The 15614-nt window shown below is 43.3% G+C and carries 9 protein-coding genes; 8 read left to right on the top strand and 1 reads right to left on the bottom strand.

Annotation, left to right across the window (positions count from 1 at the left end):
• On the bottom strand, positions 1-1812 hold the full coding sequence (locus R8P61_32340; GenBank protein MDW3651813.1) for a CHAT domain-containing protein: 1812 nt from the start codon (positions 1810-1812) through the stop codon (positions 1-3).
• Between the two features lie 705 nt (positions 1813-2517).
• On the opposite strand from R8P61_32340, the gene R8P61_32345 reads away from it, so the two are divergent.
• The 8 genes from R8P61_32345 to R8P61_32380 all read left to right on the top strand — a co-directional run bounded on the left by R8P61_32345 (position 2518) and on the right by R8P61_32380 (position 15583).
• Positions 2518-3759, top strand: a complete 1242-nt coding sequence (locus R8P61_32345) for a YCF48-related protein (protein ID MDW3651814.1) — start codon at positions 2518-2520, stop codon at positions 3757-3759.
• A gap of 244 nt (positions 3760-4003) precedes the next feature.
• Positions 4004-5788, top strand: coding sequence for a hypothetical protein (locus R8P61_32350; GenBank protein ID MDW3651815.1), 1785 nt, complete (start codon positions 4004-4006; stop codon positions 5786-5788).
• Positions 5789-5840: 52 nt separating this feature from the next.
• Positions 5841-7559, top strand: coding sequence for a hypothetical protein (locus R8P61_32355; GenBank protein ID MDW3651816.1), 1719 nt, complete (start codon positions 5841-5843; stop codon positions 7557-7559).
• Positions 7556-8221: a hypothetical protein gene (locus R8P61_32360; GenBank protein MDW3651817.1), complete on the top strand. Its 666-nt coding sequence runs from the start codon at positions 7556-7558 to the stop codon at positions 8219-8221. Before R8P61_32355 ends, R8P61_32360 begins: the two co-directional genes overlap by 4 nt.
• 9 nt (positions 8222-8230) lie before the next feature.
• Positions 8231-10150, top strand: a complete 1920-nt coding sequence (locus tag R8P61_32365; GenBank protein ID MDW3651818.1) for a hypothetical protein — start codon at positions 8231-8233, stop codon at positions 10148-10150.
• A 6-nt stretch (positions 10151-10156) separates the two neighbouring features.
• Positions 10157-10840 carry a hypothetical protein gene (locus R8P61_32370; GenBank protein ID MDW3651819.1) on the top strand — a complete coding sequence of 228 codons (684 nt, stop codon included), beginning with the start codon at positions 10157-10159 and terminating at the stop codon, positions 10838-10840.
• Positions 10841-10862: 22 nt separating this feature from the next.
• Entirely contained in the window at positions 10863-12947 is a 2085-nt protein-coding gene (locus tag R8P61_32375; GenBank protein ID MDW3651820.1) for a hypothetical protein, read from the top strand.
• Between the two features lie 104 nt (positions 12948-13051).
• On the top strand, positions 13052-15583 hold the full coding sequence (locus R8P61_32380) for a hypothetical protein (protein MDW3651821.1): 2532 nt from the start codon (positions 13052-13054) through the stop codon (positions 15581-15583).
• Positions 15584-15614 lie beyond the last annotated feature (31 nt).

Below are 15614 nucleotides of genomic sequence, written 5' to 3' on the forward strand. Positions count from 1 at the left end.
TTAGTTAAAAATACTTTCCTTAAATGCTTCCATCATTTTCCAGATTTTCGGATAGGTCTGAAAACTTACTTCCAACCAGTCTTGATGGTTGCTGCTCTTGTATACATATGCCTGGTTTTCCGCACTGTAGTGATTGTAGAAATACAATGCGGAATTTGAATACTTTTTCAAGGGGTTCTTTCGATAGTCGAGGACATTTTTATCTATAACAAAGGGAGAAAGATTGATGTGCTTGTCTAGGTTACCTGTATCGTTCAATAAAATTACTGCCTGGTCTTCTGTATAGTTTGCATAGGATTCGAATTTGTATTTGATCCGTGAACCAAAAGAAGCTTCAGCATGTACCGCCCTGTTTATTTCATAGGTAGGAGAATTATGCCGAGATTTGCGAATCATCACATCATTAACAGCAATCATTTTATAGCGAATGATGAATAACATTCTGGTGAATAAGACCAAAAAATATGATTCGCACTCTTTAGCAATTTGGGGGATTTTTATATCGTCTTCTCCAAGATTCTTTAAATTTTGTCTTATATCTTCCATTTTTTCCCACGTTTCACAAAGCTTCTCCTCTTTATCCAATTCCTCGAGTAAAAACGCCATTTCCTCTATAAAAAAAGGAATAGAAAACTGCTTATAAGATTCACTAATTCCATTAATTAGTGGAAGAGGATTGAAATTGAAGCGCCCTTGTTCAGATAAAGTAAGAAAGCGTTTACATGATTCTTTTAGGGACTTTGGAAATACAGTCTCTTTATTCAAGAATTTATAATCCCACAGTTGAGATAAACATGTGAGTATTATTATTTCTGTTATTGCATCATAAGTCCTGATAAGTTGAGTTAGATATTCATGATCCAAGAATTCCAAATGTACTAATGTCTGTAATTGATTGTCTGATGTCGAAGGCAAATGCATTATAATTTTTGCCTGAAGGTGATGACTTTCTCTGTCAACTTCCTCTTCCAACCATTTGTACAACTTCGGTTCATAATGAAGCATTTCATTAAAGATATCTACTGAGAGCTTTTCAATATCTGGTTGGGGGCTCAAAGAAGATGGAATGGCTCGTATCTTAAGATTTTTTATCTGATTAGTAGGCAAAGGACTCTGAAGAGAATCACTTTTTTCCTGAAAAAATAAATGCCATGAAAAAGTTTCCTCTTTATCTTTGTTTAAGAAATCTAATGAGATTTTTCGATGTTGAATTTTTAACCCACTTTCAGAAGAAATGCTCTTAAATTTCCCTTTTTTACTCTTTTTTAAAGCATTTGGATGATATTTTGCCTTTAAATGATTCGTTGCAGAGTCAAAAGCTTCTAGAATCGTATGGCCTGCTGCAAGTGATTGGTAAAAATCCGTTGCGAATTCTCGAGCTTTTGTATCATTAATTGGACTACTAGTTCCAATGACAGCGGGAATCCCTAATTCCAATAGCTTTTCTGCATGTGTGTTAGTAGAACAACCATTTAGCATTACACACTTTAAGTTTTTTTGCTGAGCTAACTTGGGTATGACTCCTCCCATGAATGTAAGTTCAGGTGTATCCGAACCTTCTTCCTGCAACAGTATATGATCCATATCAGCATGCCCGGCAAAATGAAATAAAAATACTCTATTTGAAAAACGATTCAGATAATAAAATAAGCTGTTGATTGATGTATGAGCTTCTTGATGAATCATGTATCGATCTTCTTCTTCACCCGAGAGTAGAGTTCTATAGATCACTTTATTTTCTTCGATAAGTTCTGAAAGCGGATTCAGTGAAGGATTCGCAAAAGCTAGGAAGATGACAGGTTTTTTCGGCATGAACCTTATTGTAAAATCATCTTAAATTATAGGATAAATGTAATTAAATATAGGAGGAATCCTTTGCATTCACAATCGCCGATATATCCAACTAGACTAAAAATTTTACTCTAAAGCGATATGAATTAGCTGAAAAAACCAGACTTTGTTTTCCCTTACTCACTAAATAGAACATTAGGAGTACTCAATATTTAGCCATTTAGGAGCATTATCAAAGTATTACTAGTGGTGTTTTAAGCCAAAGTGTTAGGATAAGATTCTCACCTGGCAATAAGATGGTATATCTAGAATTAGACTGACATCGACAGCTTAAAATGAATACCTGAAAATACCTACATTTCTACTTAAGATTAGAAAGGTGAAAAGAATATGGAATAACTAAAACCTAGTTAAAAGTACCAATAGCCTACTTTATTAAATTTCTTTAACGCACCCCTCTTTTTTGCTACACAAAAAAATCTCTCCTATCTAATACATTACAAAATAAACCGTTAAGAAATGCTATATTTTCTCTTGTGGATCCCAAACGACTAAAACCTCTTTTAATTTTAGGGTTTTACTAATAGAGCATCTTCCAGTTGTGATTGGATTAGGAATAAACGGATCTACGTTAACCCCCATCACCCATCCATCCCTCATCGCCTCTATAGGAATTACTCCCGCTAGCAGCTATATTATGCAAAAGCACAATATCCTCGACAACCTATGAAGCTACTATCTACCTTTCTCATTGCATTTCTGGTCCTCAATCTTTCCATTTCTCATGCCCAAAGCTGGAGCGAACGCGCAGATATAAATCCGAATATTGGATACTTCGGTGAAATCGTAAGCGGGCAGGGAGATTTTTTATGGGCCGTTAGTGGAAATACAATTGCCCAATCCTGCGATCGGGGAAATTCCTGGACCCTCAAGTACATCGACGATTTTGGACGAGATGATATAACCAATGCATCTTTATTCTTTCTGGATGAAAATACAGGCTTCCTGCTCAGGCGAGGAAGCTTTTGGGGCATGATCCTGAAGACCTCAGATGGCGGGAGCACCTGGCAATTGATCCGGGAGTCAAGCTTTGATTTACTTCCCTTGTATCAGGGAATGGATATCAAGTTTTTCAATGAAAGCGTAGGGATAATTAGTTGTTTGGAAGGAAAAATTCTCAAGACGGTTGACGGCGGAAATAATTGGATGGAAGTGAATACTCCCCTTTCAGGAAGCCTGGCTAATTTATATGAAATCAGCATAGTTGATGAGCAAACAGCCTGGGTCGTAGGGGCGACAGGAGCAATTTTGAAAACCGAAGATCAAGGCCAGAGCTGGATACAGCAGGATATCCTTGAAGGGAGAGAAATTTTATACGATGTTGAATTTTCGACGGCTTTGGATGGTTGGATTGTGGGGAATGGAGGCTTGATTTTGCGAACAGAAGATGGGGGAGAAAGCTGGAACAGCGTGTTTGGGATTGGAGAAGAAAGCAGTATTTACCGATCAATTGCCTTTTCGGATGAAAATCAGGGCTATATATGCGGAGATATAGTTGGAGATAGAAATGTCCACAAAACCTCGGATGGAGGAGATAATTGGGAAGCGATTGAGCTAGATATTACAAATCCTTTGCATCTACTTGAAACAAACAATGAGGAGCCTTTCATCTTAACCCAAAATGGCGCTATCTATACCACCGCACAATTTTCCTCGGCTCCTCTAACATGCCCGGAAGAGGAAGGAATCAGAATGTATCCCAATCCCACACAGGATATCTTAAAACTCTTTGGTCAGCTTGAAGGGAGCAGTTTCCGGCTGATAGATTTGAAAGGAAAGATTTGCCAAGAGGGAGATTTGACTAGTAATGTGGAGAAGATCTCGCTTTTGCCCTTTGCTAAAGGAGTATACATTCTTGAGATTGATAGGGGAGCAGATGTTTCTTATACCAAGATTGTTAAATACTAGGAGAAAGAAGGAAAGCCTGATACTTCAAATTAGGCTGAGAAGCTTGCATTCAAAGCGTGGATCTTTTTCTGCCCCAGAAGAATCATAGCTTTTTGAATTCCACTTTTCGAAACTCAAGCACAAGCCCTAAACACCTTTGGGAGAGAAAAACCCATCTTCGGAAGCTTCTACCCCTGCTTCGAAAAGAACACCTTTACTAGAAAAAATATTCGCAGTAAGCTTGTTATGAAACACACGACAACAGATGCGAACATTAAGTCTAATACTATGCCTCTTATGGGGGCACACCGTCTTCGGATTGGTAAAATATGACGAAGGTCGGATTCAAATCGACGGAATCCAGTTGTTACAGGACAACAGCGATCCCAACCTTTATTACTATATCCCCAGGGCTCCTCGCCTTTCTACCAATGATGAGGGGGATTTAGAATTACTTTGCATTAAATACGTAGGCCAGGAAGAAGCATCCAATGGAGGTATTTTTCATGCACTCATTGAGTTCAGCCTCTCGCAGGAAGAATTAGAAGCGCTTCAAATTGCCTTGCAAGCGGAATTGCCAGGTGCAAGAATTGCCGGGCCCGTACCTCTTTTGCAAACGATGAAAGATGGGGAAGAAGGCCTTGCAGGTTTTCAAGTCATTTCCTCTATTTTGAGAAATACGGAAGACTCCATCGGCAGCCGTTTGATTAGCTCCGGGCATGCACCTTTATTGCCGGGATCTAAAGCTGCTATCGCTGCCCGCCTCGACCAAACGGAAGCCACCCTCTTATGGGAGTCTTTCGAAGGCCCAACATCCGATGTCTCCGTTTCTATCAGCGGCTACTATGAAGCTGCGGTCAAAAGTTACAATGCGGTCATCAATGTGGAGATGGAAAATGTATATACCCATTACTCCAAAATCCTGAACCGCCAAAAAGATTACGACCGATCTCAAATCCGTAGAATTACAGATGAGTTTGCCAAAAGCGGAGGCTTCAATACAGATGTATTCAGCCGCAGCGATATGGACAATAAAGATCTTGAAAACCTCCTCAACATCGTAACCAATAAGCTCATCGAACTCATGTTTGATACGAAAATGGGTTGGTCCAAAATGCCTGAGAAAATCAAAATCAATGAGAAGGAGATTCCCGGCAGACAAGAAGCCGGAGGTTTTATCAAGTTTTTCAGCGGAGCGAAAGACCAGAAATACGTAAGCGATAATCAATTTAGCCTCAAGAAAATCACGGAGATAAACAGCAATCGCTTTTACCTGAACTTAAATAAGTCAACGGTCATCAAGGTACCGATTTATACCTCGGGAAACCTGGGCGGCTCCTTTTACAAAATTCACAAAGACAAATACTTCCGCACGGTCAATCTAAACGATCCTGCTTTCCAGAAAAGAAGCATCCACTTCCAGGTCGATGGAGAATTTGCTGAGTCATTCGGAGATATCCTGAATTTCGTTTCGGTAGACTTCAAAAAAGAATATAAAGGAGAGCATGCAGCCGTAACCGATGCGATTACCTTTCAATCTAGCGACCTCCAGGAAAGTGATGGGGTTAAAGCTATCAGTTATCCTCGATTGGATGAAGATGAGAACTGGCTGAACTATCAGTATTTCGTCAACTGGAGTATGAAAGGAAGTGATAAAACGATCCGGGTTCCCGCTTACAAAGACCGATGGATTTCTGTCAATGAGATTGCGATTTCCTTGATTCCCCCCTTCCGAAAGAAGATAGTCGAACTGGAAGTTGATCCGGCAGCTTATGAAGAAAGTGGAGCCAAGACGGTTCAGATTAAATTTTATGTAGTACTGAACGGCAAGGCCCAGGTGCAAAGGAGTGTGTTGATGAAAGCCAGTGATGCCGAAAACATAAAAAAGGTAGCCCTCTATTACGACGAGGATCGAAGTGGAAATCCTGAGCCCTGTTACTACCAGGTAGTCTGGTTCGGAAGTCAATTCGAAGAAGGGAAAAAAGTAACTCAACCGCTTGTGGTGGGAGATTCAAAAGAAGAATACCTCTTCATCACAGCGCCACAATAAACCTAAGAATATTCCTCGCTTACTCACCTAAGTTACCCATAATACAATACCTATGAAAAGCCTGTTTCATACTGCTTTCCTGATATGCTTTATCCTGATTTTCAGGTCAGGGCTAGCACAAAACATCCTCGTAGATGAAGGAATACAGGCTGATGGTTTATGGTGTTTTCCTTCCTATTCGGACACTTCTTCTTATTACTACCTGCCCAATCGTGGAAGGTTGGTGGTCAATGAAGAAGGTCTTCCTGCCTTTTCTTTTACCCGATATATCCTCGAAAAGCCCAATCAAAACAATAGCTCTTCTACCATCAATGAAGCAGATGGAGGGGGAATATTCAGCTGCCTTTTTACCTATGACACGGACCCAGAGCAGATAAAAAGTGCGGAAAGGGTATTGAGGAATAAGTTGGACAATGATGAGTTAACCCTAAAAGCTCCAGTGCTATTTGTAGAAGGAACTTATCATGTCATTTCTTCGGTCTTGCTTTCTGCGGAAGACCGCAAACTGGAACTCGTGGGAACAGGCAAAGCTCCTGTTATGGAAAATGGGCAAATGGCTTTGTCTTTCAACCTCGATAAGCTTCAGGCCCAGTTATTACTGGAGACTTTGAAAAACAAAACTTCCGATGTTTCCATCAGCTTTGAATTTGTTTTCGAAGGACTATCCGCTCCTTACAATGCCAGCCTGGAAGTAGACTGGACGCGGGTATTCAAAAGCGAGCTGATGGGAGCACAAGCCAGGATTTTCGTTGTCTCTGCAGAACTCGAAAAAGGCTTCAGCAAATTGCGGAGAGAGGAAGCCATTAAGTTCAATCAGGTAGGAGATAATCCGCATATGGAAAGCCTGGTCAGTACCGCATACAACAAGCTGATCGACATTCTTTTTGATAAGGTTCCGCCCGAACAAATTCCCCAGAAAGATCCCAACTTCAATAATCAGGGCTTTTTGAGCATGTTTCAGAGCATCGCCAAACAGTATTTCAGTGTGGGCGGAGTTTACAAGAAGAAAGACATAGAAAGAAGCGGCCAGTCTACCCTCTATTTCAAAGGAAGAACGACCGTCAAACGAAATCACCTCATCAGTTTCAATCTCGGAGATCTCTACCAAAAGTACGGATCGGATGAGCGCTTCTTCAGAGATGTTCCGCTTTGGGATGCCAAATTTCAGCAACGCAAAGTCTTCATGGGATTGGACGGAACTACCCAGAAAGAGCTAGGTAAGATGATCAATAATGTCAGCCTGGTTTTGAGGAAAACGCATGCAAATGGAGATGAAAGCCTGGGACAATTCCTGATAAATGGTACGAATGATACCAGCTGGACCTACCTCAATAAAGGAGATGAGGATCTGGAGAAATGGATGGAATACGATTACAAAGTAATCTGGGATTTTATTGGCTATCAGGCTGACTATAGTTCGGAATGGTTCCACAGCAAAAGTGCCAAGGTCAATTTGTATTCGCCCTTCCAACGCAAAAGAATCGAATTGGTAGGCGATATGGATTTGCTCAAGGAAGAAGGAATCAGAAGGGTACAGGTGAAAATCAAATATCCCTTTTTCGGAGAAACGGAGGAGAAGTCCATACTCATCGGTTCCAATCAGGACCTGGAAGAGAAGGTTTTTGAGATCACGCTTCCGGAAGGGGTAAGCGAAGTGGAGTATAGCATCCGCTGGTTCAGATCGGGAGCCGCTCCTCTACAGATTTCCGGCAGCGACGATACCGGAGTTTTGTTTATCGATGAATTACCAAATCCAGAGCAAGGCAGATGAAAAAACTTCTATTCATATCGATTCTATTGCTGCTGAAAGCTAGCCTTTTCGCCCAGATCCTGGACGTGAATGAGCGTGTGAGTCTTAAGCTTTCAGACGGCCAGGTGGTAGAGCTCTACAAAGCCCGGACTTCTGCTGCCTATTACTATCTGCCTACCAACCTCAGATTATCAGAGGTCGATGGGAATCCGGAATTCTCTTTTCTGGCCTATGATGAAGATGGAGACGGTAAAGCAGAAGGAGCAATTATGCACCTCTTATTGAGCTGGGGCCTGGAGAAAGAACAGGAAAAAGAAGCGATTGAATTGCTGAAAGAGGCTAAAGGAGAACAAGCCATGATCTGGGGGGCTGTGAGCATTCAAGCTGCTGGAGAGCCTGCCTGGAATTTTTACCACAACAAAGACAAAAAGATTACAGAACTCCTTTGGGAAGAGCTAAAAGCCGCCCCGCAAACGCCGGTTTTTCCCGGAGCAAAATGGGCGGCTTCCTTTCGCTGGGATGCAGAAGGAAGCAAACAAATGCAGGAACTCCTCAAGGATGAAGAAGAACTCAAGCAAATCTTCCTCGAAATGAATTACCAAATCAAGGGACTAGGGGATGTACAATTGAAAAGCAGCTTTTATCAACTGATCGGTGCATTGACACTCGACAAGCAAGAATAATTTCTACAGATGAGACTTCTATTAATATACATTTCCATAGGCCTGATGCTGGGACTCCCGCAGATGCAGGCGCAGGTGCTGGACAGTGAAAATTCCATGGCACTTACGCTGGAAGATGGGACTGGGGTAATGCTGTATGGCAGAGCGACTTCTCTTTCGGATGAAGCTTCGCATGAGTATTATTACCTGCCGACCAAGCTGCGCCTTTCCAAAAAGCAGGACGGGACGCCTCAATTTCTTTTCATCAAATATGCCTCGGAGCAAAATGGAAAAGCTTCGGGTGCGATTCTTCATCTCTTGATGGAGTACGGATTGAGTTCAGAAGAAGAAGCTGAGTTGGCTGAATTGGCAAGCAAAAAAGATCCTTTGGCAAAGATCAAGGGAGTCGCTCAGGTTGCCCCGGCAGATACCAATTCCGTCAGGATCATTTCGGCCACTTTGTCAAATAGCCGAACTCGTCGCTCACTGGTCTTTACCGGACAAGCGCCGACTTTCCCCGGAAATAAAATCGCCCTGGCTGCCAACCTGGATGCAGAAGCGGCTCAGCTGCTGGACGCAAGCTTCCAGAAAACGCGCTCCATCGCAGACCTTTCCATTTCTTTATCCTATACCTATCCGCTCAAGTTTCCTGCAGCCAAAGGATACATCATCGAAGACTGGAGCAAGGTAGATAGCCTGGATCTCTTCCAGAAAGGGATGTTTACGAGAACAGGCTCCATCGAAAGAGGCTGGTTCCATTCGAGTGACAATCGTGCATTCACTTACGATGAGATGCATGAACTCTATGATAAAATGGAGGAGAACAAGGTCATTGATATGCGCTTTGAAGAGTTGGTTGCGGATGAAAGAGTAGAAAAAATTCGTGAAATGTTCTTCCAGTACTTCCTGGATAGCTTCGCGGATCAGGACATGGATGCAAGACCCTTGACGCCCAGCAAGAAGCAGAAAACCGACATGCCGGATATCAAGCATGGCGTCTACTTTAAATTCAATAGAAGATTTGCAGAAAATGTAATTGAAAAGAGAAAGCAGGTATTCAACCTCAACTATTCCACCACCTTTCGCCACAGCTACCAATTGACTGAAAACCTGGGTACCTGGTATGATGCGGTTCGGGATAACCCCAAATGCGTATCCGTCATTTTGCTCAATGATCCGACTTTCCTACACAGAGATGTCAACATCGTGCTGGACGGTACGATCGAGGAAATGCTGGAGAAAAAAGAGCTCAATTCGATCAACATAAAATTGCGGAAAACCCGGGATGCGGAAGACGCCTATCCTTTCAATGAAGACCTTATTGTTGACAGCAGGTATCTAGGTGAGAAGAATGAAGGCAGCAATCGATTGAGCTTTACCTATTCAAAAGCCCGGGATTCAAAGCCGGAAGTCTATGAATACAAACTGAAGTACAGCTTCAAGGGAGGAAATACCTACATCCCTGATACTGCCTGGACCAAAGGAGATTGGGGCATGTTGGAAATAAATCCGCCCATCTATCCCTTCAACATCACCTTTGAATCTTCCCTCGAAGATATGGAGGCTGCTGAGATAAGAAATGTCGCCATCCAGCTCCGCTACAACAAATTCGGAGAAGAAGTAGAAACCGTAGTCAATATCCGAACCAGCAAAGGCGAACCCTTCCTGGAGAAGACCATCTTCATGGACAAAAATGCCAAGGGATATGCCTATCGCTTACTCTTTTACCATCCGGAAGGCATCATGGCTACCGATTGGGAAGCTCGCTTTTCTACCGGCTATGTCTACGCCAATATTCCCCAGGAACTTGTACAGGGCGATAAAAGCTTCAAAGAAGAATTATTGACGGCAGGAAAAGCCATTCGCATATCCAGAGGAGATGGAAAAGTAGTGAAAGAAGAAGACCAGATATCGGGTGATCCACGTTTCGCAGACTTATTCGAAAAATAGACCTGGATGATCAAATACCTTTTCATAAGCCTTTTTTGCCTGCAAGCTATGCTAGCTCGTGCGGACGTCTATGTCATCCTCTATGCAACGCTTGATGGATATACCGGGCATAGTGCGATTGCCATAGAAGCCTACGATATAGCTATCAGTGATAGCATGCATGAAGGAGAGAAGGTATTCTACGAAGACACCCTCAGCAATGGGAAGGTCCACTATTTTGATCTCTGGACTACGCAGAAAAGTTTCCGCTTTCCCTACCTGAACAAAGATTACGATGCCCTCTATCATGCCTATCCGGCTCTGGGGAAAAGTTTCTCCATCCAGGAACTTTTTTACAAGGGTTTGCCCGATGGGATGATTGCCAGAAGGTTTGACGGACTGATCAAAATAAAAAGCAGCAAAGCGCAGGACTTTCAATTGATTTCGAAGCTGCGAGAAAAAGTAGCTGAAAATAAAGCCTATAACCTCTTCTCCTACAACTGCAGCGATTTTGTCATCGATGCCCTGGAGATCATGGACCAAAGAAAAATACGGGCGCGCGAATTCTTTATCTATCGCCTTTCAAATACACCTAATAAGCTATTCAGAAAGCTTAGCAAGATGGAAGGAAGCAAAGTCATCCTTGATCCTAAAAAAAAGGCGAAAGGAAACTTCATCGTCCATCGAATTTTAAAGAAACCACAAAACTGATTTCAAAAGCAATTCAAATATTATGAAAACTGTATTTCATCATACCCTGAAATGGATCTTTGTACTGCTCATCAGTACTACCGCCCATGAAACCTTGATGGGGCAAATTCTGGACTACCAGAACCGACTTAGCGTAGTACTGGACGACGGTACCACAGTCATTCTTTACGGAAAAGCCAGCAGCGACCGCATGACCGGTACTGTCAGCGTATCCAACCAATACAACTTCCGCTCACAGAATAGTCGAATTGGACGTTGGGGAGCCATCAACAATGTATACTCCAGCATTGCTCCTATCACCTACACCGATGATTATTACTATACGAGTGAGTATTATTATCTACCCACCAATTTGCGTTTGTCAAAGCGTGAGGATGGAACACCTGAATTCCTCTTTACCAAATACACGACCAATGATAAGCCGGAAGCAGGCGGTTCACAGGGAGCCTTGATGCACTTTCTGATGGAATGGGGTTTGACACCTGAGCAGGAAGCTGATTTGCAAAAGAAACTGGAGGAGAAATTTGCCTTAATGAAAAGAGGGAATCCCAAATTCAAGCCGGGTGCGAAAGCCGTGGCGATTGGGCCGGTAAAACTTATCTCAGAAGCAGGTTCGTTCAGCATTACTTCAGCAACCTTAAATGAAGACAATCCTGCTGCGAAACTTATCCATGAAGGAAAATCACCTGCGCTACCTGGACAGAAAGTAGCGACAGCAGCAATGATGGATAAAAATGCAGCTATGCTTTTGGCTTCAACTTTTGAAGAAAGCAGATCGATCACGGACGTATCCGTCAACTGCTATTTCCAATACAAGGTGATGATGCCAGCAGTAAAAGGGAAAGTAACCATTGACTGGTCCAAATTGGAGGAGCACTTCATGAAGGATACCCGCCAAAAGAATACCTATCCTGGGGTAGTACGAAAAGGAAGAGATACACCCGGAACCATTCATATGTTCGATACAAAGCAGGTCATGGACAATCTGCTCAAAACCAAGGTAGTAGATTTCCAGTTGGACAATTTCTCGGATCAGGACGATCCCATTGCCCAAAACCTGATTCAGGCCTTTACCCAGGCATTTATCGAATCTCTGGCGACACAGGAAAACCTGGCTACTTCCAACAAGGATGAAAAATACAAGCGAGAAGATGCGCCTGAAAAAATTGATAACTATTACATAGATGCAGAGCGCTTAAAAGTGAAAATTGAAAGAGGAAAAGAAGTCATCAACCTCAACTACCGTTCAACCATCACGGAAGAAGTGGGCATCACCGGTAACCTGGCTTCCTGGTACGACGGAGTTAGGGACAATGAAAAATGCGTGAATACGGTAATTCTCGATGATCCTTTCTTTGAGCACAGAGACATCAATTTTGTTCTGGATTTGGAGGCAGAAGAAATGTTTGCCAAAGAAGTGAACTACGTAAATGTAGACGTTCGCAAGCGCAGATCAGCGGGTAATGATTTCCATGACGCCATTACCATTGACCGTACCTGGTTGCAGGAGCATGGTACCCTGGCAAATATGTCTTACTCCAGAGGAGATGACAATGACTCGGATCTATACGAATACAAGATGCAATGGAGTTTAAAGGGCGGAAAGTTATTCCCCGAAAAAGGAAACTGGATCCGTGGTAATTGGCAGGGAGTAACCCTGGCTGCACCTATCACTCCTCGTACCATTGAATTTGAAGCTGATTTGGATGACTTGAAAGCAAAAGGCATTCGACGGGCGACCCTACAGCTCCGTTACCAGAAATTCGGAAAAGAATTTGAAAGCAATATTCCGCTCACGGTTTCCAAGGGAGAGCCTTTGGTAGAACGGATGATTTTTGTGGACCGAGACAAACCTGCCTATGCTTATCGTTTGGTATTGACGCATGAGAAAAGAGGAAAACTGGCCCAGCCTGAATGGGAAGCTAAGTTTAATGATGACTATGTCTTTGCCACGATCCCGGAGCTTCAGGGCGACAAACTGAATAAGTGGATAAAGGCAGCTTCAGAACTTGTGGGGGGAGGTTCCAAGGACAAGGAAATCACCAATCCCACCATGAAAATTCTCAATAAAGTATTGAAGGCCGCTTCCGCTCTTATCGAAGAATAAGCCTACAACATAGACGACAATGATTTGGAGGTGAAGGCAAGCCCATGATCGACTTGCCTTCACTCCCCTGGGACTCCCTTAGCTTTTATGTCAACCTAAATCTTATGTTTCGCAAACTTTTTTTCATCGGATTTTTTATGTGCGCCTACCTGGCTCAGGCACAGCAAATCCTCATTGATCAGCCTGTACGGGCAGGGGAGGTAACTTTCTTCCCGGACATCAAGGATCCCAATACCTATTACTACCTCTCAGATAAAGCTTCTCTTTCCTATAGAGAAGACGGTACACCTGAGTTTAGCTTCTTCCGCTATGTAGAAGGCGACAAGAGCAAAAATTCCAGTGTGCAGAGCATCAGAGAAGGCACGGGAGGAGGAATTGTCCATATGATAGTCGAATTGAGTGTACCAGAAGATGTGTTGGATGATGGGAAAGCAGCTTTAAAAGCCATAAATCCTGCAGCCACTGTCAAAGGTCCAGCAATTTATACTTCTGGAAAGTTCGCCCTCGTTTCTTCTTTTGTTGCTGCGGATGGCGAACTCTCTTCCCAGGTAGTAGGAGTCGGAACAGCTCCGATATTGGATGGGCACAAGGCTGCCATTTCCATTCAACTTACCAAGCAGGGCGCCAAAATTCTATGGGAATCCTTCAAAACCCCAACACCCGACATGAGTTTCTCTTTCGAGATGACCTTGGACGGCTACCTTTCTCCCATTGAAGCCAAAGTGGAGGCAAATTTCGATCAGATTTATAAGCACAAAGCCTTTGACGTAGCCGTAGCTACTCCCGTTTTGCAAGCAGAAGTAACAGGAGCATTTACGGATATGATCAAGAATGGCGCGATTAAAATTAGCGGTGCAGAGGCTGATGAAAAAATGGATCGCCTGATCGAACTGGTGATTAAGAAGTTGACAGATATGATGATGGAGCCTTTGTCCAGCAGTTCCAACAACATGGAGCAGTTAATGAAAAAGCAAAGTTCCCTGGACAGGGCGTCTATGATGATGAATCAGAACCGTTTTGGACCCTATGCGCCTGTGCCTTATGGAGGTCATAACAGCTTCGGATACGGAGGAGGATACAACCAGCAGTACGGCTATTACAATCCCGCACCCATGGGTCAGACTCCTCAAGAAGAAACTCCGCTTGCCTCTGCTACACCGGCTGCTAGTTCAGAAACAGGAACAAGCGAGAGTACGTCGAGCTCAGCTGCTTCTACAAAAAATGATGATAGCCCTGCTGCTAATACAAGTGGAGGATCCGCTCAAAACAGCTCGAGTTCAGGAGTTTCTGCAAATAATGATGCAAAGTCCGCAACTAATACAAGTACAGGAACCACTCAGAATACCTCAAATTCAGGGGCTTCGGCAAAACCTTCATCAAATAAGGAGGACGCTATCTCCAAAATTAGACAAAAGCCTTTGCCTACACCTCCGAAGAAAGAAGTCAGTTCGACTCCGCCCAAAAAACCAGTACCCAATCCTCCTGCCACTACCAGGCCCAGAAGTGGAGCGGTAACGGCAAATACGCCCGGAGCAAAACCGAATAATACGACTGCTTCCAGCAATACACCTGCTCGGCCCAGAAGCGGAGCGGTTACAGCAAATACCCCCGGAGCAAAGCCTAACAATACGGCTAATTCCAACAATGCACCAGCACGACCCAGAAGCAATGCAAATGCGTCCAGCAATCCTGTTAATACCAATGCTGGACAAACAGCAACCAAAGATGGAAGTACTCCTGACGCCAATAAAACAAAAGGAAAGAAGTCCAAGAAATCTACCAAAACCCGGACTGAGCGCACGCCAAAAACAAGTAAAGCAGGAAAAAGCGGTGCATTAAGAACAAAACCGCCCATCTCTATCGCTGCAGCCTTTCACATGAAGGAAGTCAAAATGAGCGGAAAGTTTGAGGTGAGCTTTAACAAAATGATGAAATCCAGCAAGACTTTTTCCTTCGCTGAAAATGTGGGGAATGTGAAATGCAAATCTTGTTTCCACGAAGTCAACCTGGATGAAGTGATGTTTTTCAAGCAAAGAGACATACGCGCATTTATGGACGGTTTGAATAGCGATGACTTCGAAAATTACATCAATTATGTAACCGTAGTCCTGCGGAAGAAGCACCAGAATGGCAAGACCAGCGCGCAGGAAATCATAGTGGATCGCAGCCGTTTCAATGAGAAAGGCAACAATTTCACCCTTTCCTATGGCGTAAACGGCGATGACAATTACGACAACTGGCTCAAATACGAGTACGAGGTTCAGTGGAATTTCTTCGGCGATAATATGGTTACAGAACCTAAGGTCGCCAGCTATTTCAACGGGATTACCCTGAGCCCTCCGTATCGGAGACGCGTCATTCAACTGGAAGCGGATCCCACCTTCCTCAAAGAACAGGGAGTGCGGCTCGTGAATGTGAAAATCTTTTACAAACTCGGCGATCAGGAATATACAAAGGTAGAGACCCTCAATCCTTCTTCCGGCGTATTTACCCTGCCTGTCGAATACATTTCCCCTGAGCAGGAATACAGCTACGATTACGAAATCAACTGGCGATTGCGAGGAGGGAAAGTTGTGAACTCTGGTCGCAAAAGCAGTGAATCATCGGTCCTCTTTGTGGATGAGCTACCCGAATAATTGAACCCAGGATAAACAAGAATAAATCAAA

Source organism: Bacteroidia bacterium (assembly GCA_033391075.1).
GTDB lineage: Bacteria > Bacteroidota > Bacteroidia > J057 > J057 > JAWPMV01.

Excerpts from the sequence above, each read along its gene's own strand:
- R8P61_32350 (MDW3651815.1), top strand. The coding sequence starts at position 4,004 with ATGCGAACATTAAGTCTAATACTATGCCTCTTATGGGGGCACACCGTC.
- R8P61_32345 (MDW3651814.1), top strand. The coding sequence starts at position 2,518 with ATGAAGCTACTATCTACCTTTCTCATTGCATTTCTGGTCCTCAATCTT.
- R8P61_32365 (MDW3651818.1), top strand. The coding sequence starts at position 8,231 with ATGAGACTTCTATTAATATACATTTCCATAGGCCTGATGCTGGGACTC.
- R8P61_32370 (MDW3651819.1), top strand. The coding sequence starts at position 10,157 with ATGATCAAATACCTTTTCATAAGCCTTTTTTGCCTGCAAGCTATGCTA.
- R8P61_32380 (MDW3651821.1), top strand. The coding sequence starts at position 13,052 with ATGTTTCGCAAACTTTTTTTCATCGGATTTTTTATGTGCGCCTACCTG.
- R8P61_32375 (MDW3651820.1), top strand. The coding sequence starts at position 10,863 with ATGAAAACTGTATTTCATCATACCCTGAAATGGATCTTTGTACTGCTC.
- R8P61_32360 (MDW3651817.1), top strand. The coding sequence starts at position 7,556 with ATGAAAAAACTTCTATTCATATCGATTCTATTGCTGCTGAAAGCTAGC.
- R8P61_32340 (MDW3651813.1), bottom strand. The coding sequence starts at position 1,812 with ATGCCGAAAAAACCTGTCATCTTCCTAGCTTTTGCGAATCCTTCACTG.
- R8P61_32355 (MDW3651816.1), top strand. The coding sequence starts at position 5,841 with ATGAAAAGCCTGTTTCATACTGCTTTCCTGATATGCTTTATCCTGATT.